General features: G+C 48.8%; 17 protein-coding genes and 2 riboswitches. Of the genes, 13 read left to right on the forward strand and 4 right to left on the reverse strand.

Annotated elements, in window-relative coordinates; all coding sequences use genetic code 11:
- Positions 1–174: 174 nt before the first annotated feature.
- A riboswitch (cyclic di-AMP (ydaO/yuaA leader) is annotated at positions 175–316 on the reverse strand.
- Positions 317–631: 315 nt separating this feature from the next.
- A riboswitch (cyclic di-AMP (ydaO/yuaA leader) is annotated at positions 632–786 on the forward strand.
- Positions 787–967: 181 nt separating this feature from the next.
- The gene (locus H6F93_RS34885) at positions 968–1,093 is read right to left on the reverse strand and encodes a hypothetical protein (protein WP_277882890.1); all 126 of its coding nucleotides are present in this window, start codon (positions 1,091–1,093) and stop codon (positions 968–970) included.
- Positions 1,094–1,154: 61 nt separating this feature from the next.
- On the opposite strand from H6F93_RS34885, the gene H6F93_RS30895 reads away from it, so the two are divergent.
- The gene (locus H6F93_RS30895) at positions 1,155–1,934 is read left to right on the forward strand and encodes a photosystem II electron transport protein, Sll1252 family (protein ID WP_190689548.1); all 780 of its coding nucleotides are present in this window, start codon (positions 1,155–1,157) and stop codon (positions 1,932–1,934) included.
- A gap of 54 nt (positions 1,935–1,988) precedes the next feature.
- Here H6F93_RS30895 and prmA read toward each other — a convergent pair whose 3' ends face one another.
- Complete coding sequence (gene prmA, locus H6F93_RS30900; RefSeq protein WP_190689551.1) at positions 1,989–2,876, reverse strand: 50S ribosomal protein L11 methyltransferase; 888 nt, start codon at positions 2,874–2,876, stop codon at positions 1,989–1,991.
- A 726-nt stretch (positions 2,877–3,602) separates the two neighbouring features.
- On the opposite strand from prmA, the gene H6F93_RS30905 reads away from it, so the two are divergent.
- The 4 genes from H6F93_RS30905 to H6F93_RS30920 all read left to right on the forward strand — a co-directional run bounded on the left by H6F93_RS30905 (position 3,603) and on the right by H6F93_RS30920 (position 6,758).
- The gene (locus H6F93_RS30905; protein ID WP_190689554.1) at positions 3,603–3,851 is read left to right on the forward strand and encodes a hypothetical protein; all 249 of its coding nucleotides are present in this window, start codon (positions 3,603–3,605) and stop codon (positions 3,849–3,851) included.
- 449 nt (positions 3,852–4,300) lie between these two features.
- Positions 4,301–5,107 carry a TRADD-N-associated membrane domain-containing protein gene (locus H6F93_RS30910; protein WP_190689557.1) on the forward strand — a complete coding sequence of 269 codons (807 nt, stop codon included), beginning with the start codon at positions 4,301–4,303 and terminating at the stop codon, positions 5,105–5,107.
- A gap of 264 nt (positions 5,108–5,371) precedes the next feature.
- The gene (locus H6F93_RS30915) at positions 5,372–6,187 is read left to right on the forward strand and encodes a PIN domain-containing protein (protein ID WP_190689560.1); all 816 of its coding nucleotides are present in this window, start codon (positions 5,372–5,374) and stop codon (positions 6,185–6,187) included.
- A 262-nt stretch (positions 6,188–6,449) separates the two neighbouring features.
- Positions 6,450–6,758 carry a DUF2442 domain-containing protein gene (locus H6F93_RS30920; protein ID WP_190689563.1) on the forward strand — a complete coding sequence of 103 codons (309 nt, stop codon included), beginning with the start codon at positions 6,450–6,452 and terminating at the stop codon, positions 6,756–6,758.
- Positions 6,759–6,906: 148 nt separating this feature from the next.
- Here the strand turns inward: H6F93_RS30920 and H6F93_RS30925 are convergent, their stop codons facing one another.
- The gene (locus H6F93_RS30925) at positions 6,907–7,617 is read right to left on the reverse strand and encodes an actin-binding WH2 domain-containing protein (RefSeq protein ID WP_242043712.1); all 711 of its coding nucleotides are present in this window, start codon (positions 7,615–7,617) and stop codon (positions 6,907–6,909) included.
- Positions 7,618–8,068: 451 nt separating this feature from the next.
- Between H6F93_RS30925 and H6F93_RS30930 the strand changes: the two genes are divergently transcribed.
- From H6F93_RS30930 to H6F93_RS30945, 4 genes are read left to right on the forward strand one after another with little or no spacing between them, the layout of a single operon-like run.
- Positions 8,069–8,935: a hypothetical protein gene (locus tag H6F93_RS30930; RefSeq protein ID WP_190689566.1), complete on the forward strand. Its 867-nt coding sequence runs from the start codon at positions 8,069–8,071 to the stop codon at positions 8,933–8,935.
- A gap of 33 nt (positions 8,936–8,968) precedes the next feature.
- Positions 8,969–9,958: a DUF1822 family protein gene (locus tag H6F93_RS30935; protein ID WP_190689570.1), complete on the forward strand. Its 990-nt coding sequence runs from the start codon at positions 8,969–8,971 to the stop codon at positions 9,956–9,958.
- Between the two features lie 50 nt (positions 9,959–10,008).
- A complete protein-coding gene (locus H6F93_RS30940; RefSeq protein WP_190689573.1) occupies positions 10,009–14,688 on the forward strand; it encodes an nSTAND1 domain-containing NTPase in 4,680 nt (1,559 codons plus the stop codon).
- 16 nt (positions 14,689–14,704) lie between these two features.
- Positions 14,705–14,962, forward strand: a complete 258-nt coding sequence (locus tag H6F93_RS30945; protein ID WP_190689576.1) for a hypothetical protein — start codon at positions 14,705–14,707, stop codon at positions 14,960–14,962.
- A gap of 299 nt (positions 14,963–15,261) precedes the next feature.
- On the opposite strand, the gene H6F93_RS30950 is transcribed toward H6F93_RS30945, so the two are convergent.
- Positions 15,262–15,570, reverse strand: coding sequence for a hypothetical protein (locus H6F93_RS30950; RefSeq protein ID WP_199314227.1), 309 nt, complete (start codon positions 15,568–15,570; stop codon positions 15,262–15,264).
- A 1,268-nt stretch (positions 15,571–16,838) separates the two neighbouring features.
- On the opposite strand from H6F93_RS30950, the gene H6F93_RS30955 reads away from it, so the two are divergent.
- From H6F93_RS30955 to H6F93_RS30970, 4 genes are all read left to right on the forward strand, one after another.
- On the forward strand, positions 16,839–17,900 hold the full coding sequence (locus tag H6F93_RS30955; protein ID WP_190642443.1) for a response regulator: 1,062 nt from the start codon (positions 16,839–16,841) through the stop codon (positions 17,898–17,900).
- A 495-nt stretch (positions 17,901–18,395) separates the two neighbouring features.
- A complete protein-coding gene (locus H6F93_RS30960) occupies positions 18,396–18,773 on the forward strand; it encodes a response regulator transcription factor (RefSeq protein WP_190642442.1) in 378 nt (125 codons plus the stop codon).
- Position 18,774: 1 nt separating this feature from the next.
- Complete coding sequence (locus H6F93_RS30965; protein ID WP_190642489.1) at positions 18,775–19,290, forward strand: chemotaxis protein CheW; 516 nt, start codon at positions 18,775–18,777, stop codon at positions 19,288–19,290.
- A gap of 174 nt (positions 19,291–19,464) precedes the next feature.
- Positions 19,465–24,081: a GAF domain-containing protein gene (locus tag H6F93_RS30970; protein WP_190689579.1), complete on the forward strand. Its 4,617-nt coding sequence runs from the start codon at positions 19,465–19,467 to the stop codon at positions 24,079–24,081.

Here is a 24,081-nt window from a genome sequence, read left to right on the forward strand (position 1 = left end):
GTGGGTCAGGAAAGAAGGACTGTACCCATCTGGATAGACTTGATCCAAACAGAAACACCCTGCTTGAGGAGACTCCAGCGACTCTAGCTGCATTAGCAAGTTTAGGGATACTCCCGGTTTTACAACCTTGTAAGCCTAAACAACCACTTCTACAGATAGCTTAGTCAAATCCTTGAGTTCTCCTTCCAAGGCCGACGGAGTTAGCTGACGGGCTAAGACTGGAAGGTGTCTCTCTCATATTGAGATTAGCCCCGATAAACAATTGGTTCCTCCGCTTCAAACCTACCAATAGGTTTGGATTAGGCTCCCACTCAACTACTAAAACAGAACTGAAATAGAACCAAACGTGAGTGAATCTACAGAATGCATTCACCACTCATTTAGAGTACGAGATTTTTGGGCAAATGCCCATCGCAACTCATACAACGTTTGATAAATTAACATGTTTCAGGTGAGCTTCTAACTATCTTGCGGTAGATGCCTTATGGCTGAGGCGTTTGAGCCAATTAGCGATCGCCAATCTATCTCGATCTGCAATTGTCTTTTAAGTTACATATTCGAGTTATTCAATACATATTCAACACATTGGGTTGACGAAGTATCTAACTAGAGGCTATCCTGTCATCAAACTGAATAGGTCAGCTTAATCCGGGTCTTGCGATTTTCTTTAACGCACTTCCTGGAACGGAGGAACCAAATTTGGGGCTTATCTCTGAGGTTAATTGAGAAGGACATCTCTCAGTCCTAGCCCGTCAGCTAACTTCGTCGGCATTGAGGGGAGATTGAAAGGTCAGCATTTTTTCACAATGCACCGATCTAATCATGATCCTGAACAGGCTTCAGCACCATTGCTGTGTCTGTTCAAACGTTTGAGCAGCGGGGTTTTTCCTGCGTCTGTCGGGCTGAGTCAGGTAGAGAACTGAGCAGTAGTCTATAAGCTGCTGCCTGACGAAGTCTGTTGCTCAAGTCAAGTTTGACCAGCGTGAGGGGCGATCGCTTTGCGGTGCGCCCCTTTTTCTTTGGAAGATGCAATTCTTAGAACAAATCGCTGTAGGGGCGAACGGCCGTTCGCCCTTACCTGTGTGTTATTCATCTGGAAAAACGCTGTAGCTGTAACAGTATTAAAATTAGAGCTTTAAGGCGATCGCTCAATTATGCTGCCTAGAGAAGAACTGCTTCAGGGAATCGAAAATCGAGACAGCGCTGCACGGGTCATTGACCAGGCTGATCAGGCTATTAAAACCTGGGAGGTGGTCTGTACCGATTTTCTTTCGCCGCCTGAGTTAGCTGAAGTGCAGCAAATGTTTGCACGGCTGACTGAGGTGCAACTGCTGGCTTGGGGAGGCTATCCGCAAGCCGAACGTCAGCGTGTGGCGATCGCTCGTCCTGAAATTCCTTTAGATCAGTCTCAGGTGGCGATCGCCGCGCTAGACATTGCCGGAAACTTTCTGTTTGACTCAGCGACTCATCGCGACTTTTTGGGGTCACTGCTAGGCACGGGACTGGTGCGCGACAAGGTGGGCGACATCATTGTTTTGGGAGAACGAGGCGGACAGGCGATCGTCGTTCCCGAACTGGTCGCATTTCTGGAAATGAGTCTGACTCAAGTACGCTCAGTTCCCGTCAAAACGCGGCAGATTGACCTGAGCGAACTGAAAATTCGGGAACCCAAAAAGAAAGAACTGACGACCGTAGAAGCTTCTTTGCGGCTAGATGCGGTTGCCTCTGCTGGGTTTGGCATGTCACGCAGCAAAATGGCAGAGATGATTAGTGGCGGAGATGTGCGGGTCAACTGGAAGGACGTTACCCAGCCCAGCCATCAGCTTAAATCGGGCGACCTGGTCGCGATTCGGGGCAAAGGGCGCTTGGAAATTGGTGAAGTCGCCGTAACCAAAAAGGAACGCTATCGGGTGCAGTTGACTCGTTTTGTCTAAATCTAAAAAGTGTGAATGCACTTCTCATCAGATGCATTCACACACTCCATAGCGTTAGGAACGCCGTACATTCAAACAGCACCAATCCTTCCTGCGCCAGAGCGTTGCAACAATCCAGCCGCTTTGCTCTAGCGTGTCAGCGACGGGTTTCACCTGGTCAAGCAAAATGCCACTGAAAATTCCCCAGGTGGTGGGTTTGACGATCGCTTCCATTTGCGGAATTAAATCAATAATCACTTCCGCCAAAATGTTGCAGAGAATTCCGTCTACTGGCCCCGATGTAAGCTCTGGCAGTCGCTCAATGCTGCCCTCAACCGCAATTAAGCGGTGTGGCTCAATTTGATTTAGTTCTCGGTTGCTTTCGGTAGACATCACCGCCAAGGGGTCATTGTCAACCGCATAAATTTGTTTTGCACCGAGCAACAGTGCGCCAATTGAGAGAATGCCAGAGCCGCAGCCAATATCTGCAATCACGGCATTACCTGGCTCACCCAAACGCATCTCTAAAGACTCAAGGCAAAGCTGCGTAGTAGCGTGTGCCCCAGTGCCAAAGGCAACCCCCGGATCGAGCCGCAAAATTTTGCGATCGCTAGCTTCAGGATTGGGCAACCAAGCAGGATTGATCAGCAAGCGATCGCCTACCTCTTGAGGCTGCCAATGATCCTTCCAACTGCTAGACCAATCTTCCTCCTCAATCAAATGCCACTGCATCGCAGGAATCGGCAACTCGGCACACAGCGCATCCTGCCGCAACAGCAGCGACAAAGCCGCCAAATCTAACAACTGCGCCTGCATTTGAGGCAAATAAGCCTTGGTCAGGCAGGAATGCCCCTTAATCTCGCTGGAGGTACCCCGACAGCCAAACACCTCCAGCCGCCAAAACACCAAATCTTCCAAAACCGGATCACAGAGAACTTGAATTTCCCACCAGCTACTTGCCAAGGTTGCTGCCTTAAACTGAGTTACTTACCCATTGTATTTCAGCCCTGTCCTTGCACTGCTCTTAAAGCTTTCTGAGTTTAAAAACTTGATTCAAAACTCAAAAACCTAATTTTGAAGTTGGAAACCTGATTTACAGCCATTTTCACTTGGATAAACCACAAATCCCTGTAAGGGCAGTTCGCGAACTGCCCCTACGCTATGGCTTACTCGTTGGAGAATGGCTGTAAAACTCAAAAACCTAATTCAAAACTCGTAAACCAGGTCTAAAACTCAAAAACTTGATTTAAAACTCGCAAACCTGTTTTTATTTACATTTTCTAGAAAAAATACTGGTGAGGAAGGCGATCGCCCACTTCACTCCCTCAAAAACTTTAAAACTTATCAATTTGACTAAATACCGTCCGCTCAGATATGCTCTCACGTTAAGGTTGTCTTTTTTACTTACGGCAACCCGGCTAAACCCAAGAATCTAGCGCCGCTCAAAGCTGTTGACGCAGCAATGAGCGACTAACCCCCAAACTGGTAACAGCAGTCTGGCGGCTAATGGTGAATTTTAACACTCCCTTAGCCACCCCGACTTGTCATGTCAAAAAAGCCGTTGCTGACCCTTCAGGTCGTGAAAGTGAAAGTATCACTTTTGGTTCTTTCACTTAGCGCAACGTGTGAATGAGTGCGGGGTGGCTAGGTTTTTGGGGTTTCCTCAAAAACCCTAAGGAGTTACAACTCATGTCTCAATGTTTTTTAGAATCTCCCAACGTACCTACCATTGATAGAGAAGTTTCTGCACTTCAGAATAGTGAACGCGATCGCCTGCGAGTTCTCATCATCGGCTCTCGCGATGGTGTAATTGAAACAATTCACGACTTATATCATCGCGGCTTCGCTGAAGTGAATGCCTGGAGTCCGCTTTTACCTGCACCCAGTTCTGGTGAGGTGATGAGTATCTTGACACGCGATCGGAGAAGGGGAGAGTAGGAGAAATAAGGAGGGGGGGCGATCGCACAAAGTTGATGAATACCGTTGCATCGTTGGATGAGTGCGATCGCCTCTATTGGTCAACAAGGTCGGTAAGTACTAAGGTTATTTAGCACAAATCACATCTGCCCCAATTTGATTTGAATATTGCAGTGTGGGTAAGGGCGCATTGCAATGCGCCTTTATAGAAAGTTGATATGTCGCGAAGTCTACTTAAACCAGTATGAGAATATATGGAACAACTCAGGCTATTCAACTTAATCAATGTCTTATACAGAATGATCTGGGTTAAGCACCTAATTCGAGATGTTATGCTGAATTATCTGCCTATCCACCTCCTTGAGATATCTTAGGCAGAAACTTTCTCTCTAATAATAGTTAGGTTTCTCAATTATCTGTAGAACAACGGTATAAATCAGCTCAACTAAGCATGGTAAAGGAGATAAAAGGTGGAGCAGTTCTTAACGAGCTTGATTCTGGCATCTATTGTTGGTCTTCCACGTTTTGTCTTAAACAATCTACTTGAGATTCTTTTCCTTTTTTTAGTTTGGAGACTTAGAAAAAAAGAAAATAGAGATAAGTTTATAGCTTTTATCAAGGACGTTATTCAGTCCGTTGCAGGTTCTCCAGGTAGATTAGAGAATAGTTTAAATGCAGAAAAATCAGATGGCGTAGAGGCAGAAAATCTCAGGCTACGTCATCTTTTAAGAGAAAGAGATTTGTCACAAGCCAAACCAGTTGAAAAACAATATCTATTATTAGGGCAGTATTATAATCAGGGGCTTACACAGTCAAGCCTTAGTTTCAGGTTTAGCATTATATCTGCTTTTTTAGGTTTTGCTGTAATTGTAGTCTCACTAGCAAGGATTGATTCAAGTTCTCAGCAAGCTAATCAAATATCTGCATACGTTGGGTTGATTTCTGGAACTATAATAAATGCAGTCTCAGCATTGTTTTTTGTTGAGACTAATAGATCCCGAAAACTGATGACAGAATTTTTTGAAAAACTCCGTGCTGATAGAAAACTTGATGAATCCTTGGAACTCATAGAAAAAATTCCAGATCAAGTGATTCAAAGTAAAGTTAAAGCAATAATGACTTTAGAATTTGCTGGAATTAAGCTTAATGATAATATTTCTTTAGAAAATCTTCTAAATACAAAAGTGGCATTTTCATCAGTTCCTGTGGATGCAAGTAGCTCATTACAAGTTCAGAGACATGAGAGCAATAAATCTTCAATTTCTGACGATTTGTAAAAGTGCAATCAGTAAGGAGATTAGTTAAAGAATCGTTGATTGGAAGAGCAAGGGTTATCTTAATAGCCCAATTAATAGTTCTTTTGGGCTAACAAGTATGCTGCACAAAATGTAAGGTCTTTAGTGTTAATATTTATGTCACTTGCATCCGCTGAGCATAGACATAGTTGGTTAGTTAGCCAAAGCACTCTCTGTTCGGAGAGGACTTTCTCTACAAAGAAATTTGAAGTGTAGTATTAAAACAAAAATAGTGACGACTTCTGTATGGTGAAAATTTACATTGACACAAATATATTTATTGGTTTTTATCAGTCTTCAAATAACCCAATTAATATTCTTGACGAAATTGCAAAGTATTCTCAATATCTAGTTACCACATCTCAAACGATCAATGAGTTTCATCGCAATCGTATAGGGGTACTCAATAAACTCATTAAAAATTTTCAGGATTCTGTTAAGTTCAATCCTTTTTGTACCTCTCTGATTAGAGATTTACCTGAGTTCGATGACCTTACAACAAAGTGTAGAGAGGTTCGAGAAAAATCTCAACTGGTGATTCAGAAGTTAGAGACTGCAAAAAAGCGTAACGAAGATCCTGTTGCTCAAAAGTTTGATGCAATCTTTAATCACCCTTCCACTACAAACATAGTCCTGACAGATGTTCTGATTAATAAGGCGTACCAAAGGAAGCTTTTAGGCAATCCACCTACATCAGACGGTAAAATTACTATCGGTGATGAGGTTATATGGGAATCACTTCTTTCTAGAGTTAGAGAAGACCTGATTATAGTTGCTCAGGATAAAACATATGTTGATAATCTAGAAGTTCTTGCATCCGAATTTCAGTCAATAACCAATAAAAAGTTGCTTCTTGTTACTGAAAAGGTTTATGAAGCACTTAGACGATTAGGAGAAATACCTCCACCAAGATTAGTGGAGGAGGAAGATCGTATCGATAATGAGGAAAAATGCCCAAAGTGTGGAGCTAGAGGAGAAATTTGCGGTTTTGAGGGAAGTGATGGAGATGAAGCTGCTTGGTTTGAATGTAACGCATGTGGTCATATAGAAATGTTTAGGTAAATTTCTACTTGAAGACTATCTAACATAGCCGCTGAGTCTTTCAAACCCAAAGATCAACGAACACTTTGAGGACATGGAAATAAAAGTTACTTTCATGTCCTCGAAATAGTGAGAAGAGTTGATCAGGTGCGCTAAAAAAAGGACGTAGTGACTAGCCAAGCTGACTACCAACAAAGTCATAGAGTAGGATGGGGGTAATCACCTTTCACAATACTGAGCTTCACGCTTGATTAAAACTAAGAGCAATTAATAGAGGGTTGGAATGACTTCTTTAACGGTTGACCTACTCGAAGTCCCAAAAATACAAACCATCGAGATTACAGATGATACTTTGTCTGTTGATCTATCTGACGGTCGCACTATTTCTGTCCCACTGACATGGTATCCGCGTATCTTGCATGGTTCAGTAGAAGAAAGAAATAACTGGCGGCTAATTGGTGATGGAAACGAAATTCATTGGAATCAACTTGATGAAGATGTCAGTGTCAAAAACATAATCCTTGGGCAATCATCAGGGGAAAGTCAGAAATCATTCCAGCGATGGCTAAACGAGCGTCAAGCAGCAGGCTAACAAATCGTCGCAGCGGCAGAAGAGAGATTGTCAGCAGGGCATCAAAAGCTACTGCTACCGCTGAATTCAATCATTAGACCACTAGCTGATCGACGTAAGAATTAAAGCTAATCTACGGTTGTAAGATTCAAAATTGGCGAAGTGTTACTCACTCCGAGCATAAACGATTAGTGTAACACCTAACTAAGCCCCAGCACCTCACCAAACACTTTGAGGACATGGAGATAAAAGTTACTTTCTTGCTCTCGAAATAGCGAGAAGGGTTGGTCGGGTGCGCCAAAAAAGGACGAAGTGACCAGCCAAGCTGACTGCCGACAAAGCCATAGAGAATTAGCCAGCCTCGCATAATAGAAGGCTGATGAGGACTGGTTTCGGGGTCACAACTGGCGATCGCCATCATCCCTTTGTAGAAGAAGTTGATGCCCAGGAACCCTGTGAAGGCAAAGATGAGAACATTCACCAGTTTGAAAAACACATAGTCATTGATCGAAAGGTGAAAGAATAGCGCAATGGGGGCAAAGGCACAGAGCATTACACTAATCACCGAAGTTGAGGCTAACAGGAGTGCCAGATACTGCCCAAAGGTGCGAGTTGAGCCAGAAATCACATCAAAGAAATAGAGCGTTGGCAGACAAATGAGTAATGTGATCAGATACAGAGCAGGCAGCTTAATCGCAGAGGCGATCGCCTGCTCCCAACTGCTCGACAAGCCAATGATGATGCCATAAAACGCCAAAAACACAGTGCTACAGACCAGCATGGAAAATACTTTCTGGTTGATTTTGATGCCTTTGTACACTTCGTCCAGGAAGGTTTGGCGATCGCGCAAAAAATGCATCAGCAGGGCAAAGTAATTCATGGTTCTTCCGGGGTGAGCGATCGCGCATCAAGCGATCGAATTTAGACTCACTGCTCTTTCGGAAAACCCTCTATTTTTTTGGACGATTCAGGGAATTCTTCATAGAAACTTTACAAGCGAACCTCGGTTAACAAGGGGCTGTTAATCTCTGAGGTTTTACTGAGAATGGGTATAAGATTGAGGCAATGAATCGTTTGTCAGGTATTCATTACTTCAACGTCTTCCCAAATTGCACATCTTCTGTAGGTTGGGTGAAGCAGCACGGAACCCAACACAATCTTTGTTCGGTGGTCTTTGTTCCCTGAACTTAATCTATATTTGAGGCGTTATTGGGTTCCGCATTTGCTTCACCCAACCTACGGTTATTTAGGGATAGGGGATGCTTGCCTTGTGTCTGGCGATCGCTAACCCTAGAAAGAATATTTGCTAACCTCTCAGACAGTCCCTTCTCATGCTTCAGAGTTGTACTCCTCAACCGCTAAACCTATCCATTCCATCAGCATCCATTACGTCGGCAAACCAGATGACGGTACACCCACTCAACGAGGAAGAAGCTTGTGAAGATCGGCTGCGGCAGCTCATTTTTGCAGTTCAGCAGAATCCTCGTAGTAGCTTGACCTGGCGACGAGCCATGAACCAACTGCTGCTAGAGATTCAGCAACTTCCCGGTTTAGCAAAATCTAATCATCCAGACTATCCCGAAGCCCTCAATGATACGTTTTTGCGCTTGGCTGACGAGATTCACGAATTTGAGCCGCAACAGGCTTCCCTGCAAAGAAGTCTGATTGCCTGGATCAATGGCAAACTGCGGCTGAAGTATCGGATTAAAGATTTAGTTACTCCTCAGCGTCCTCCCCGTACAAAAACTCAAAACCCTAAAATCGAGTTTCAGCGGCAAGCTCAAAAGACTCCTATATCAATAGATAAACCTTTAAGTGAGGATGCCAGCACCACATTTGCAGATCAGCTAGTTGCCCCCGGTGCCTGTACGATTTTGGAATTAGAGGAAGAGGTTCGTCAGGCACAGGCAGCGCAACAGCGAAATCGGATTGGGCTGCAACTGGCTGAATATATTGAGACCGATCCGGAGGAAAAGCTGCGGCAGTGCCATCCCCAAGCTTATCCAGCCTGCAACTGTCAGATGCTCAGCCAGCGGCTATTGCTCAAGCATCCACCCGACCGGATGGTGCAGCTTGCTCGTGAATTTGAGATCAACTACCACACGTTAAACTGGCACTGGAAAAATCGAGGTTTGCCACTATTGCAAACTATCGCCCAAAATTTAGGCTATCAGCCCGATAAAGATATAGAGATTTAACCCAAAATTTTGTAGATGCACGAAGACAGTCCTATGAGTCCTTCTATTGCTCCCCCTCGGCTGACGATTCCCATCAGTGCCAAGGCTCATGATGTGGCGCGAAAGTTTGCGAGTGAACAGATTGATGCTCACAAGGGCAAACGAGTTTACTTAAATACATTGGCGGTTTGGGCAGTTCATCGTTATCTCAAGTGGCTATACATTGAGTCTGACCTGAAGCGCAGCAATAGCTGGAATGCGGTACTAAGGGCGCTGTTTGACGTGGCAGATCTGGTGCTACCTGATTTAGGACGGTTGGAATGTCGCCCCGTGTTGCCCGGTGAAAAAACGATCGCCCTCCCCTTACAATCCAGCCCTGATCGCATTGGCTATGTGCCAGTCCAGTTTGGCAAACAGCTCAACGAGGTGGAGCTTTTGGGTTTTGCTTCGGTTGCAGAGGTGACTGAGCAACAAGAGGTGCTGACGTTGGGAACGTTGCGATCGCTTGATACCCTACTCGAACACCTGAGTGAATTGGAAGCCGCAGCCAAAGCACCTCAATCACTTCAGTTACCTCAGTCCGTTTCACCCGTGCATCTGAGCGACTGGTTAAAGCGAAATTTTGAAGCAGGTTGGCAAGCCGTTGAAGAACTGTTTGGGGAGCGATCGCCCAGTTTTGCCTTTCGTCGTGCTGCGATTCAGCGAGTGAAGCGGATTGAGTTAGAAAAACCGAAGGAGAAAACTACTGCAACAACAGAGATTCAGGAACCGCCTACAGCCCTGGCGCTAGTGGTGACGATTTCTCCGGAAACTGAAAATCAGTTTGGTATCCACTTACAGGTTTACTCCAGTGGGGAACCTGCTGAGTTGCCGCCCCATCTTCAATTAAAGGTATTGACTGCGGCTGGAGAAGTCTTCCGAGAAGTGACCGCTGGAGCCACTGATACCTTCCTTCAGTACGAATTCACTGCCCAATTAGCAGAAGAATTTCAAGTCGAACTGGCTTGGCAAGATATTCACGTCACAGAATCCTTTGTAGTTTGATCCACCCCTCTATGCATCTCCACAAGAAACAGGGGAGCAGGTAAGTAACGATGGCTAAGTTGGTGACGCTTGATCTAGATGGCGACCTGCATCAGGGCATAGCTGTCACATTAGAAATTCGCACCGATGGAATGGTGGAGGGACAGCCTCCAGCCAGCATTCAGTCACGGGTAAAGGGGAAACTGCCTGCGGCGACTCATTTGCTGGAGCAATATCACCAGTGGCAGTCACTTTACCGCAGCCTGAGTTTGCTGTTTCGGCTGGGCGATCGCCCAAACCCCATTACCTCCGGCTCCAGGACAAACATTCTGACAGACTGCCAAAAAGCAGCAGAACATTTATCCGACCAATTCAACACCTGGCTGTCAGCGGAATCATTTCGCCCCATCCGAGAGCAGCTTTTAGAAAAGCTATCGGTACACGAAGCGGTGAGGCTGATTCTCCAGGCAGAAGATACCCAACTGCGACGATTGCCCTGGCATCTGTGGGATTTGCTCCAGCGCTATCCAAAAGCCGAAGTTGCTCTGAGTGCGCCTGCCTACGAACGAGTAGAATCGACCAGCCCAACCCGAAGCCATGCCAGAATTTTGGCTGTGTTGGGCGATCGCACCGGCATTGACGTAGAGAGCGATCGCCAGCTTCTAGCCAACCTGCCCGACGGTGCTGAAACCGTTTTTCTGATTGAGCCAGAACGCCAGGAGCTACAAAAATATCTGTGGGATGCTCAGGGTTGGGACATCCTGTTCTTTGCTGGACATAGCACCAGCGACCCAGAAGGCGAAACCGGACAAATTGAGTTGAATCGGGGCGATCGCCTTTCCCCCGATGAGTTGACTTATGCACTACGGAAGGCGATCGCTCGTGGCTTAAAGCTGGCTATTTTCAACTCCTGTGACGGACTCGGGCTCGCCCGACGGTTAGAGCGGTTGCACCTGCCCCAAATGATCGTGATGCGCGAACCCGTTCCCGATCGCGTCGCCCAAGAATTCCTCAAACACTTCCTCACCAGCTTTTCTGGCGGACAGCCCCTCTACACTGCGGTGCGAGAAGCCAGAGAACAGCTTCAATCTCTCGAAACTCACTGCCCCTGCGCCACCTGGCTCCCTATCCTGCACCAGAACCCCACTGCCCCCCTCCTCACCTGGCACTCCCTCACTCCTTCCATTCCAACCCCCAATCCCCAACCCCCAACCCCCAACCCCCAGCCCCTAGCCCCCAGTCCCTACAAAGGACTCTCCGCCTTCCAGGAAACCGACGCGCCCCACTTCTTTGGACGAGAAGCCCTAGCCGAAAAACTCACCCAAGTCGTTCATCAGCGTCCCTTAGTTGCCATCATCGGGGCATCAGGCAGCGGCAAATCTTCCCTCGTTTTTGCCGGACTCATCCCACGACTGCGGCAGTTGGACTGGCTGGTCATCAGCTTTCGTCCTGGCAACCGTCCCTACTTTCGGCTGGCAGAACAGTTAGTCCCGTTGCTGGAACCGACGCTGAGCGAAACCGAGCAGCTAGTGGAGATCAACAAACTGGCGATCGCCCTTCAGCAAAATCACTTGACTTTAACGGATGTAAGCGATCGCATCCTGCAAAAATTTCCCCAATCCAAGCGATTACTCCTGGTCGCTGACCAATTTGAGGAACTCTACACGCTCTACGAAGAAGGGAATTCTGTTGAGGAAACCATCCGTCAACAGCAGCGCTTTTTAGACGAACTGCTAACAACCGTGGAGCGCAGCCAAAACTTTACTTTGGTGTTGACCCTGCGGGCTGACTTTTGCGAACATGCGCTGGCTTATCGTCCCTTTGCTGAAGCACTGGGGCGCTTTCCGCCAGAGTTGCTGGGTCCAATGACTCGACAAGACCTCCAGGCAGCAATTGAGAAACCCGCGATCGCCCAGGGAATCCACCTGGGAGAAGGGCTGACTGAGCGAATTTTGGATGCGGTGGATGCCTCTCCTGGACAGTTGCCGCTATTAGAATTTGCTCTGACCTTACTGTGGGAAAAGCAGAGCGACGGCTACCTGACCCACGCTGCTTATGATGCGATCGGTGGAGTCGAGCAAGCCCTGGCTAGCTACGCCGAACAGATTTACACTGCTCTAACCCCAACCGCTCAACGTCAGGCGCAGCGAATTTTTATTCAGCTTGTCCATCCGGGTGAAGGCACTGCTGACACTCGCCGGTTGGCGACCCGCCGGGAAATCGACGAGAATCACTGGCATCTGGTGAATTACCTGGCAGATGCGCGCCTGATCGTTAGCCGACAGGACGAAGCCACAAGTGAAGAAATCGTTGAACTCGCTCACGAGGCACTGATTCAGGAATGGCAGCGATTGCGCCAGTGGCTCGAAGAAGACCGCAGTTTTCGCACCTGGCAAGAGCGGCTCCGCAGCACCATTCGTCAATGGGAAACCAGTCAGCGCGATCAGGGCGCTTTGCTGCGTGGCGCAACCCTGCTAGAGGCAGAACACTGGCTGCACAACCGTCAGCCTGACCTAAGTGCGATCGAGCAACAGTTCATTCAAGTCAGCCTGGAGTTGCAAACTCAGGAACAGAACTTGCGCGATCGCCTGCGTCGTCGTCGCATCTGGGGGCTTTCTAGCGGTCTAGCTACAGCCCTGTTTTTAGTCGGAATGACTACCTGGCAGTGGCACCGCGCCGAAGTCGTGCAGGCGAATGCTCAACTGAATACGCTAAGCACTTCCTCAATGGAATTGTTTAACTCCGGCAAAGAGTTAGAGGCACTGCTGGCATCTCTGAGAGCAGGGCGACAGCTCAGCTGGTTTTTTAGCGAAAATCCTGAAACCCGCGCTAAAGTTGTCACTTCGCTTCAGCAAATTATCTACGGCATCCGAGAATATAACCGTCTGGACGGACACGATCGCACGGTCATCGACATCACCTTCAGTCCCGATGGGCAACTGCTCGCTTCTGCTAGCGACGATAAAACCATCCGCCTGTGGCGGCGAGACGGCACCTGGCTCAAAACACTGGAAGGGCACAGCAGCAACGTTCGCAGCGTCGGCTTTAGCCCCGATGGGCAACTGCTCGCCTCTGCTAGTGACGATAAAACCATTCGCCTGTGGCAGCGAGACGGCACTGCTGTCGGCGTTTTGGAAGGGCATCAGGATAAGGTAAACGCGGTTAGTTTCAGCCCTGACGGTCAGCTTTTGGCTTCAGCCAGTGCAGACGGGACTGTCAAACTGTGGCACCAGAATGCTGGCGGTGAACCAATTACGCTGTCAGGACACATGGGTTGGGTCTTGTCCGTCAGCTTTAGCCCCGACGGTCAAACTCTGGCATCAGCAGGCGTAGATGGCATTCGGATCTGGAAGCTAGATAGTAGCCCGGTGGCATTCTTACCTATTCCCAACGATTTGGTCAGCCTTAGCTTTAACCCAGATGGGCGAATTCTCGCTGCTGCCAACAAGGATGGCACCGTACAGCTTTGGAGGCGGCAGGGGGAAACGTTTGAGCCAGTTTTTTCCACACCCCTGCAAGCTCACCTGAATCGAGTGTGGCGGATCAGCTTTAGCCCCGATGGTCAAACCTTTGCCACTGCTAGCGCAGACAACACCGTTAGACTCTGGCAGCTAGACGGAACACCGATTAAAACTTTGCAAGGGCATAGCGCCCCAGTTTATAGCGTTGGCTTTAGCCCGGATGGAGACATTCTCGCTTCCACCAGTGCCGATCAAACCATTCGGCTCTGGCATCCTGACAGTTTGCAGCCGCTTACCTTTCAGGGACATCAAGACCGAGCCAGCGATCTAGACTACAGCCTGGATGGACAGATGTTTGCCACAGCGGGGGCTGACAACGTAGCAAAACTCTGGCGGGCAGATGGTACCCAACTTGCTGTTCTGAAAGGACATCAGGAGCGAGTTCACAGCGTTAGCTTTAGCCCCGATGGTCGGGCGATCGCCACCGCTAGCGCCGACCGTACCGTCAAAATCTGGACGCTAGAAGGCAACCTGCTACAAACTCTAGATGGGCAGGCAATTCTGCGCGACGTGAACTTCAGCCCTGACGGTCAAATCCTCACAGCGGCAGCAGAAGATCACACGATCAAAGTGTGGCAGCGCAGCAGCAGTGGCGAATTTCTGGCGAATCCCGTTCAAAGCTTGAGTGGACACAGTGACCACGTTGTCGTCGTATCTTTTAGCCCTGATGGTCAAACCTTGGCTTCGAGCAGCGATGACGAAACGGCAAAGCTATGGCGACGATTAAGAAACGGTAGGTTTGCACCCGACCCGATTGCAACTTTGACCGGACATGCCAGTGCTGTTAAAGATGTCAGCTTTAGCCTGGATGGTCAAACCCTAGCAACGGGTAGCCTGGATGGAGACGTGCGGCTGTGGCGACCAAATGGCACTCCTCTGCTGGAGCTTAGAGGACACCAGTCAAATATTGGCAATGTTGCCTTTAGCCCCGATGGTCAAACTCTGGCTTCAAGCAGCATAGACGGCAAAGTGATGTTGTGGAGCCTCAACGGTTCGCTCTTATCTACGTTGAAACTTGGCGTGCAGGGAGAGTCTACCATCGCAGGACTGAGCTTTAGCCCCGACGGGCAAACCCTTGCCGCTAGCACAGGTGAAGGCACCGTAGTATTGTGGAACCTGAACCTGGATGACCTACTAGCTCGCAGTTGCTCCTGGGTGTGGGATTATTTGCATACCAACCGCAGATTGAGTGAGAGCGATCGCCATCTCTGCGATATTCCCAATCGGTGAACCGTGAGCACAGATTATGAGTCAGCTTTTGTGGATTGCAATCGCCTGGATTGGTGGAACAGCCCTAATCCTCGGTAGCCTAATGACCCTCGGTAGCCTGCTGCTGTTTTTAGTACCCGCTGGAGCAAAACCCGCTGCTAAAGGAAATTTAACTAGTTCGACTTCCCCTCGGCCCTGGCAAAATCAGCTAAAACTGCTGTTGCTCTCGCTCTCGCTGACGCTTGCAGGTTTAGGACTACTCAGCCTATTTCCCTTTCCTCAAGGAGATCTTTGAGCATACAGATCTCTCGGTGATTGTAGCAACTACATCTTGCACAGGGTCATCAAGTAACCTTTAACAACAACCTTTGCACTTTCTTTGCAGAGCTTGTGAGCGATCGCCTCACCAACTTCAGTCGCGGCTTCGGTGATGATCGCCATTTTTCCTGCCAATCGTCCACTCGAAAGTTCTTTATTACATCATGCTTACTCCAACTGTTGTTGAGAGAAAAGCATTTGCCATCCATAAAGGGTAGGGAATGGATGAGGAAACAGAGGGAATAGAAGTAATAGATTATTTCTATTCCCTTACTACTATTTGTCCTGTCCTTCCACGTACATAGGTGGCTCAACCGCAAAGTTGTCGAGTCGTCCTGACTCGTCTAGCACATAGCCGTGCGTGGTTGGCAAATCTGAACCTTCCTCTTGCTCTTCTTCTGCCCTAATATTGCGAATGTTCTTTTCCACATCTACATTAGAAGGAATTTCCGCGTCAGGCGCATTTACATCAGTAGCCTGGGCAGTTTGAACCGCCCACTGGTCGCCCGGAGCGCCACGTCCTGGCTCTGCCTCTCTCGGATCTCCAGGAGTAGCGGCTTCTCTACGATTCATTGGATCACTCATAAATAGGTCCTACTATTGCAATAAATTACAGTCAGCGCGATCGCCCCACAGCTATTTCGCCTCAAGCAGCTGTCTGCAAGAACTCGCGACCGACTATTTGTCACCATACTTGAGCCGCAGCAAGGTGCGCTCCATCGTCAGTAAGAGCTGGCAAACTTAACTCTATTTCTTCGGTCAGGTTTTAAGTCTGAGTAGTTTCGCTGCCGTACTATTACTGCTAGCGGAAATTAGATCAAGTAAACCCGTTCAAGTTTAAGTTTGACTTCCATCTACGTTCAGATACAGCTTTAGAAAATGGTGGTGTCAACCAATCATTCTTTTAGTTCACGCTAAGTTTGGTCGTGAAATTAGTATTCTGATTTCAGTAAGAAATGTATAAAATAAAGCACCAGGAAGCGGCAAAAATGGTATGGGCAAACGCTTCTACTCAGTTTTCTAGCTTCTTGCAACTCTTCGATAAAAGAGGCGATCGCCCTCTACCCAATCTTTTAGGGCGGAAAATCTGATCTAGTTAGCTAAACTCAACTTAAAAACTAAGTTAACTGTATAAAAAAGTTCCTGAATTTTCTACATACAGATAGAAACATAGGAATTGCTTTAACTTTACATACAGCTTTTGCCTCTTTACCCGTATTTTATCAACTTTGGATGAGATCCTGATAGCATTGAGTACAACAAACAGGATGCCTATCTTTATTTTGGGACTAAGCGAAGTATTTCAGTTTTCAGAGGATGCACTGCCGCTTTTGAGTTCTACCAGACGGACTTAGTATCCAGCTCAAAGCTGCACAGGGTTTAAGCATTTGCCTCTCAAACTGTTGTGATGTGACCCAACAAAGACTGAATCTTTTATTACTTGTCACTTGTCGCTAGCGATTTGATGACCCATGTTCTTCTTCGGCTCAATCAGAATTCTCAGCAGCCTAGTTGCAAGCAGTCTACTTCTAATGAAGCGAAATTGAACTTGTCAGCACCAACGGGGCAAACTCTGAGTTCCGCAGTTGCCAAAGTTATCTCTGATGTAAATTCAACAAAATTCTTTTGCCAATAATCGGAGCTTGCACAGAGACATTCAGGGGTTGCTAGACGGCTGAAGGCAGGGGTTTAAGCAGCATTTAACTTAGCCTTCACTCGGGTCAGCGATCGCCAAAGCCAAAGCGTTTTTTGGAGATTCCCCACAAGATTCAAACAGGTTTTAAGTGTGGTTTTCGCAGCAAAACTCAAAATTCTCTAATCGTTACTCCTTGAACTGAAGCAGAGTGGAATCAATGAACACCCTTTCTATGTCTAGCTACAGACCTTTTCAGAAGTTGCATCCCCTAAGCTTACTGGCACAGCTTTCAAGCCGGCAGGCAAGCGGTTGCTTACAAGTGGCAACTAACTCTGCCTCATGGTCAATCTATTTAGAGCATGGCAAACTCACTTATGCCTCTAACTCGATCGATCCATTTGATCGGCTCGATCGCCACTTGCGTCGCCTCAGCGCTCAGGTTCCGGCTTTAGTTAGCGCGATTCGCGTCCAGGTACGCCTGCTGTTTGAAACGGCAATGGAGCATCAGCCGACTCAGAGCCGTGACTATCAGGCAGTTTGCTGGCTAGTTGAGCAACAGTATCTCACTACGGCTCAAGCTGCCATGTTGATCGAAGACTTGGCTAAAGAAGTTGTGGAATCCTTTCTGGCGATTAAAGAAGGCAATTATGAATTAGTCGATCGCCAACGGTTTAATGAGTTTCCGATCTTCTGCCATCTCGACCTACGCTCACTGGTTGAGCATTGCCAGCAACAGTTGCGCAAACGGCAGTCAGGCTCAACCTTTGCCTCTCCAGTCGTGCGTCCCGATTTTCTCAATCGGAATGGTGGCGATCGCCCCAAAACCCCACAAAAGCCGTCTGTTGTCGTTCAACCCAATGCGGCTTACCCTCCAGCATCCATTCCCACTCAACCTGCCCAGCCTGCTCCAAAAACCACTTACACAATTGCCTGCATTGATGACAGCCCAACAGTTTTAAATGCAATCAACTCATTCCTGGATGACAAAAGTTTCTCAGTTTTGATGATCAACAATCCAGTCAAAGCCCTCATGCAAATCGTGCGGAGCAAACCCGACCTGATCTTGCTAGATGTAGAAATGCCTAACCTCGATGGGTATGAGTTGTGTTCACTGTTGCGTCGCCACTCATCCTTTAAAGACACGCCAATCATTATGGTGACGGGCAACACTGGCTTTATCGATCGGGCAAAAGCCAGACTTGTAAGAGCTTCTGGCTACTTAACCAAGCCTTTCACTCAGTCAGATCTGCTGAAGATGGTATTTAAGCATTTGACCTGATTAAGGGTTAGAAGTTGGGAATTAGGGATCAGGTAGGGGCAGGGAGCTAGTCGCAGGTTGGGTGAAGTTGTAGGTTGGGTGAAGCATAGCGGAACCCAACTTAAAGGATAGTGGCAGGAAGTTTGAAAAGTTTCCCTGTTTCTGTTGCTATCCTTCAAGATTTCCTAAATTCGCCTTAAAGAGGGGACTTTGACTTTCAGTAGAGATAGCTCTGATTCCTCCTGCCAAAGAGGGGCGAGGAGAGGATTGAGTGCAACCACTTTAACTGTTCAATCACCCTTTAACAGCGTTTTCGATTCCGCGCTCGATCCAATTTATTGGAGTTGCTTCAGATAGCTAAACCTCTAAGCTGTATGGGTTACGCTGCGCTAACCTATCCTACGGCTCTTTCCAACCCTAGCCCCCAGCCCCTAGCCCCTAGCCCCCCTAAATAAAGTCCAAGTCGATCCGGATCACAACCACAATCGCTGTTAATTGGTTTGAGGACAATCAAGGATGAGCATTACTTTGATGGGCACGATTTTGATCGTCGAAGATACCGTATCTGAGATGGAGTTGATGAGCCACTATTTGCGGGAGAGCGGCTACGTCATCATCAATGCAGGCAGCGCAAAAGAGGCGCTCAACAAAGCGATCGAAGAAAAACCAGATATCATCATCACCGATGTGGTGATGCCTGGAATGAGTGGCTTTGAGCTATGTCGCAGCCTCAAAAAACATCCCGTTACAGCCCAAGTACCCATCATTATTTGTACCTCAAAGAATCAGGAAATCGACCGACTTTGGGGAATGAAGCAGGGAGCCGACGCCTATGTCACTAAACCGTTTACCCGAGAGCAACTTATTCGTGCCGTCAAGTCCATCGCAGGCTGATATGCCCAATTCGGCGCTGATAACGCCCAATTCGCTGCCCAATTTACAGCCAGGCCGTCAACAAAAGCCTGTAGGAGATGCTTACCTCAGGTTCCGCCTGGGGCAACAAACTCCAGCGGTGTTTTCGATGAAACACGTTCAGGAAGCGCTCATCCTACCTGTGCATCGCCTTACACCCATGCCTAATATGCCTGCCTGCATGTTGGGGTTAATGAATCGCCGCAGTCGCGTCATGTGGGTCATTGACTTGGCGCAGCTTTTAGGACTGCCTGTGCTAGATACGAGTGTGCGGCAATATAGCCTGGTGATTATTCGGGTGGGTTCGATCCCGCTGGGTTTGGGGGTGCAAAAAATTGAAGGAATTGCCTGGTTAACCGCTGAATCTATCCAACCTCCACCGGGACAGGCTCCATCTAGCTTGCTCCCCTATTTGCGTGGATGTGTTTTGCAGCAGCAGGAAATCTCGCTGGTGCTAAACGCTGAAGCCATCGTGCAATCGTCAATTTTGCATTCTTAACTTTTGCCCCCGATTGGTTTTGCCTTTGTCTTGTTTGAGTTGACTAGCTCGCTTGCCAGTGAGTGGACAGATAGCAAGTGAGTTGGCTTTTGCCTGACCCCCAGGACACCAACCGTATTTAGTCTGATCCATTGATATTCACTTCTGTCCACTTACCTACCCAAGATCTACGCTATGGCTAATCGGACGCATTCCAATGGTAATGGTGATTTGAACCCCTCCCAAATCACTACTCCCCTGTCAGCTATCTTTTCAGATGATTCAGCAAGTCAGGCAAACCAGGCTGGTCAAGATCCACTGGAGGCGATCGCTCTCACTGATGATCAAACCAATTTATTCGCAGATTTTCCTGAGGCAACTCTGGTTGAGGATGAGGCGAATGAGTCCATTCTTCCAGAAGATTCCTTATCCCAAAGTGTTCCTGAAAAGCCACGCGGTGCATCGCTAAACCAGCAGCTTTTAACCACTGTATTACCCAGTATGTTGGTGCCGCTGGGTGTGGTGGGTTTGATGGGCTACAGCATTGCAAACCAGCGAGCAGCCAAGGTCGTCGAGCGAGATTTACAGGATCGGGTATTGGCAGCGGGTGAATCGGCAAACGATTTGCTGCAAGAGGCGCTCAAAATTCCCACGGTTGTGGCAACTGACCCGCCTGTAATTGATTTTGCTAACACGGCAGCCCAGGAAGCGGAATTGATTGGGCTAACTCAGGAGCCAGTTGAGCAGGCAGAGCAGCGGTTTGGCGCAACAAAACTGGTGCTTGACAGCGGCATGAATGATTATGTCAGCCGTGCCGCGCAGGTGGGGCAGTTTGTCGAATTTTCGGTGACTGAGCGCTACGGCTTTAACATTGCTTACGATCGCAAGCCCTCTGATTTTGTTCAGAGCGATGAGGGCTGGTGGCAGCAAGCAAAGGATGGCGATAGCCCGGTGATTGAGTTGGGTTTTGATAGTTCAACGAATACAGCGAGTGTGGCGTTGACGCAAGCGATCGCTGACCCCAACACTGGTGAGTTCCTGGGAACCGTGCGCGGTGTTTTGCCTGCCAGCTATTTCAATCGAGCACTCCAAGCGTTAGGCAATGTGGTGTTATCTGGTTCTGAGCAGGTACAGATTCTTGCGACCACTGTCGATGGCAATGCGATCGCCCTTAGCACCCTCACCGCCCAAGGCAGCAGCGATAGTGCGGAGGTTCTGGGAGGAGACGCAGTTAAGCAGCAGGTGGCAAATTTGGTGGCCCGCTCTCAGGCAACTAGCACTCAATCTCCTGGTGGCACTTTAGTTGTAGAGGCAGTGGCGAATCAGAATGGCGATCGCACCCTACTAACTAATGCGGTGGCAGACGGCAGACTCTACAGCCTGGCCACTATTCCTGGCACCAACTGGATTGCGGTCGCCTCGGTTGACCAGAGCGCGACCGATAGCTCTGGGCGCGGCTGGGTGCTGCTGTTTGCCTCGCTGTTTGTGATTATGGGCGGTGTGGCAGCGGCGATCGCCACTCATCTGGCGCGACGGCTGTCCGGTACGATGAATCAGCTTACCCAGGTGGCTGAGCAGGTTGCCGCTGGAAATCTCAACGTCTACGCCGAGGCAAAAGGCCCCGCTGAAGCCCGTCGCCTGGCTCACAGCTTTAACCACCTGATTACGCAGGTCAAAAGTTTGCTGCAAAAGCAAGCTGAGGCGGTTAAACAGGCCCAATTCTTTACTGATATGGCCAGTGCTGCCAGCCGAGGCGACAACCAGCGCGTGTTTGACCAGGCTGTGCAGGCCGCGAAAAAGCAACTGACGGTCGATCGGGTGGTGATTTATGCCTTCGAGCAAGACTACAGCGGTATCATTGCTGCCGAGGCAGTTGATCCGGGTTGGCCGCGTGCGCTCAAAGACAAGATTACCGACCCCTGCATTCCCAAGCAGATTTTAGAGGAATATCGGCGCGGTCGTTTTGTGCCCACGAGTGACCTTCAGGCAACCGACTATTCCCCTGCCCACAAGCAGCTTTTGCAGCGGCTAGAGGTGAAAGCAAACCTGGTTGTGCCAGTCGTAGCAGGTGAACGACTGCTGGGTCTGCTGGTGGCGCACCAGTGTTCTGGCACGCGAGTCTGGAAGCAGTCTGAAATTGGTTACCTACGAGAACTGGCGGCTCAGGTTGGGCTGGCGCTAACAGGAATGACTCTGGCAGCCCAAAAAGCAGCCGAGGCTGAGCGGGCACAGATCCTCAAGGATGTCACCCTGAGAATTCGGCAGTCGCTCAACACCAACGACGTTCTGCAAATGTCGGTGGATGAGGTGCGCCGAGCCATCAAAACCGACCGCGTGGTGATTTACCAGTTCAACCCCGATTGGAAGAGTGGCACCGTCATCGCAGAATCAATTGTCTCTGGCTGGATCAAAGCAATGGGGCAAATTATCAATGACCCCTTGGGCGAAGGTGACATCGATCGCTTTAACAGTGGACGCATTTGGACAAGAGACAACATTGAAGAAGCAGGATTGACCGACTGCCACTGCGAGATCTTGCGAAAGCTCCAGGTCAGGGCAAATATTGTTGCGCCGATCATGCGAAACGGTAAGCTGTTTGCTCTGCTGTGCGGGCACCAGTGTTCTAACCCGCGCATTTGGCAAGATTCAGAAGTCGATCTGTTTTCTCAGTTTTCCGCCCAGATTGGGTTTGCGCTTGACCAGGCGTTTCTGCTTGAACAGCAAACGGTCGCCGTTCGTCAAGCAATGCAAATTAACGAAATTACCTCACGCATTCGAGAAACACTTCAGCTTGAGCAGATTTACAGCACTGCCGTCAGCGGCGTCCGGGAAGCGATGAGATGCGATCGCACCCTCGTTTATCTGTTTGACGACAAGTGGAAAGGTAAAGTCGTTGCAGAATCCGTCGGGCGCGGCTTCCCGGTAGCCCTGGGTGCAGAAATTGATGATCCTTGCTTTGCCGAAAGCTACATCAGCAAGTACGTCAAAGGACGAGTTCACGCCACTCCCAACATTTACGAAGCCGGACTCACCGACTGCTATCTAAAGCAGCTAGAGCCGTTTGGCGTAAAAGCAAACCTGGTTGCGCCGATTCTAACCGACAAAAAGCTAGTGGGTCTGTTGATTAGCCACCAATGTTCTGGTCCACGCGATTGGAAAGAGAACGATATCACCTTCATGCGGCAGGTTGCTATTCAGATTGGCTTTGCGCTTGATCAGGCACAACTGCTGAGACAGCAAGCGACCGTCGCTGCTCGCGCCAAACAGCTCAACGAAATCACCTCCCAAATGCGAGAGTTTCTGGAGCCGGAAAACATCTACAGAGTATTACTACAGAACACTCGCGAAGCTCTAGAAGTCGATCGTGCGATCGTCTACCTGTTTGACGAAAACTGGAAAGGCAAAGTCATTGCAGAATCAGTCGCCCGTGGCTTCCCTGTTGCCCTCAATGCCAATATCAACGACCCCTGCTTTGCCCAGTCCTACATTGAGAAATACAAGCGGGGACGGGTACAAGCACTCAACAACATTTACGAAGCAAACCTCGACAAATGCTATCTCGGACAGCTAGAACCCTTTGAGGTAAAAGCCAATGTCGTCGCGCCAATTCTGATCCACGACCATCTATGGGGACTGCTGGTGGTTCACCAATGCTCTGGCCCCAGGGAATGGCAGCAGATTGACATTGACTTTGTTTATCAAGTCGCCGTTCAGCTTGGGTTCGCCTTGGAGCAAGCAAAACTGTTTGAGCAAAAAGAACAGGCTCGAATCGCGGCTGAAGCCCTCTCTGAGGAACGGCGTCAGCAAAAAGAAGAAATCCAGCGGCAGTTGGTTGATTTGCTCACTGACGTAGAAGGCGCATCCAGAGGAGACCTGACCGTGCGGGCAGACGTAACCGCCGGAGAAATCGGTACGGTTGCAGACTTCTTCAACTCCATCGTGGAGAGCCTGCGGCAAATCGTAACCAAGGTGAAACACTCTGCTTTGCAGGTTAACGCTGCTCTAGGTGACAACGAAGGCGCAATTCGCCAACTAGCCGATGAAGCTCTGCGGCAAGCCGATGAAACGACCCGCACGCTCGACTCAGTTGAGGAAATGACGATTTCGATTCAGGCGGTGGCAAGCAATGCTAAGCAGGCAGAAACAGTCGCTCGAATGGCCTCGATGAGTGCTGAGCAGGGTGGCGTAGCAATGGACTTGACCGTGCAAAACATCCTCAGTTTGCGTGAAACAGTCGGCGAAACTGCCAAAAAGGTGAAGCGTCTGGGTGAATCATCTCAACAAATCTCCAAAGTGGTGTCGCTGATTAACCAGATTGCACTGCAAACCAACCTGCTCGCCATCAACGCCGGAATTGAAGCCGCTCGTGCTGGCGAAGAAGGACAGGGCTTTGCAGTGGTTGCAGAAGAGGTGGGCGAACTGGCTGCCCGCTCTGCCGCTGCCACCCAGGAGATTGAGCAAATCGTGGAAAACATTCAGCGTGAAACCAGCCAGGTGGTTGAAGCAATGGAGCTAGGTACCACTCAGGTGGTCGAAGGTACGCGCCTGGTCGAAGATGCCAAGCAAAGTCTGGGACAAATCCTAGAAGTGTCTCACCAGATTGACCAACTGGTGCAGTCTATCTCCCACGCCACGGTATCTCAGGTGCAAACTTCTCAATCGGTCAAAGAATTGATGCAAGAAATTGCACTGGTGTCCAAGCGCACCTCTGTCTCATCTCGCCAGGTTTCTGGCTCTCTGCGGCAAACGGTGGAAGTTGCCAAAGAGTTACAAGCGTCCGTTGGTACCTTCAAAGTCGGCTCTGAGGCTTAG

Origin of the sequence: Leptolyngbya sp. FACHB-671, from assembly GCF_014695745.1 — a bacterium.
Taxonomy (GTDB): domain Bacteria; phylum Cyanobacteriota; class Cyanobacteriia; order Elainellales; family Elainellaceae; genus JAAUTN01.

Excerpts from the sequence above, each read along its gene's own strand:
- H6F93_RS34885 (WP_277882890.1), bottom strand. The coding sequence starts at position 1,093 with ATGAATAACACACAGGTAAGGGCGAACGGCCGTTCGCCCCTACAGCGA.
- H6F93_RS30895 (WP_190689548.1), top strand. The coding sequence starts at position 1,155 with ATGCTGCCTAGAGAAGAACTGCTTCAGGGAATCGAAAATCGAGACAGC.
- H6F93_RS30905 (WP_190689554.1), top strand. The coding sequence starts at position 3,603 with ATGTCTCAATGTTTTTTAGAATCTCCCAACGTACCTACCATTGATAGA.
- H6F93_RS30915 (WP_190689560.1), top strand. The coding sequence starts at position 5,372 with ATGGTGAAAATTTACATTGACACAAATATATTTATTGGTTTTTATCAG.
- H6F93_RS30920 (WP_190689563.1), top strand. The coding sequence starts at position 6,450 with ATGACTTCTTTAACGGTTGACCTACTCGAAGTCCCAAAAATACAAACC.
- H6F93_RS30925 (WP_242043712.1), bottom strand. The coding sequence starts at position 7,617 with ATGAATTACTTTGCCCTGCTGATGCATTTTTTGCGCGATCGCCAAACC.
- H6F93_RS30930 (WP_190689566.1), top strand. The coding sequence starts at position 8,069 with ATGCTTCAGAGTTGTACTCCTCAACCGCTAAACCTATCCATTCCATCA.
- H6F93_RS30935 (WP_190689570.1), top strand. The coding sequence starts at position 8,969 with ATGAGTCCTTCTATTGCTCCCCCTCGGCTGACGATTCCCATCAGTGCC.
- H6F93_RS30940 (WP_190689573.1), top strand. The coding sequence starts at position 10,009 with ATGGCTAAGTTGGTGACGCTTGATCTAGATGGCGACCTGCATCAGGGC.
- H6F93_RS30945 (WP_190689576.1), top strand. The coding sequence starts at position 14,705 with ATGAGTCAGCTTTTGTGGATTGCAATCGCCTGGATTGGTGGAACAGCC.
- H6F93_RS30950 (WP_199314227.1), bottom strand. The coding sequence starts at position 15,570 with ATGAGTGATCCAATGAATCGTAGAGAAGCCGCTACTCCTGGAGATCCG.
- H6F93_RS30955 (WP_190642443.1), top strand. The coding sequence starts at position 16,839 with ATGAACACCCTTTCTATGTCTAGCTACAGACCTTTTCAGAAGTTGCAT.
- H6F93_RS30960 (WP_190642442.1), top strand. The coding sequence starts at position 18,396 with ATGAGCATTACTTTGATGGGCACGATTTTGATCGTCGAAGATACCGTA.
- H6F93_RS30965 (WP_190642489.1), top strand. The coding sequence starts at position 18,775 with ATGCCCAATTCGGCGCTGATAACGCCCAATTCGCTGCCCAATTTACAG.
- H6F93_RS30970 (WP_190689579.1), top strand. The coding sequence starts at position 19,465 with ATGGCTAATCGGACGCATTCCAATGGTAATGGTGATTTGAACCCCTCC.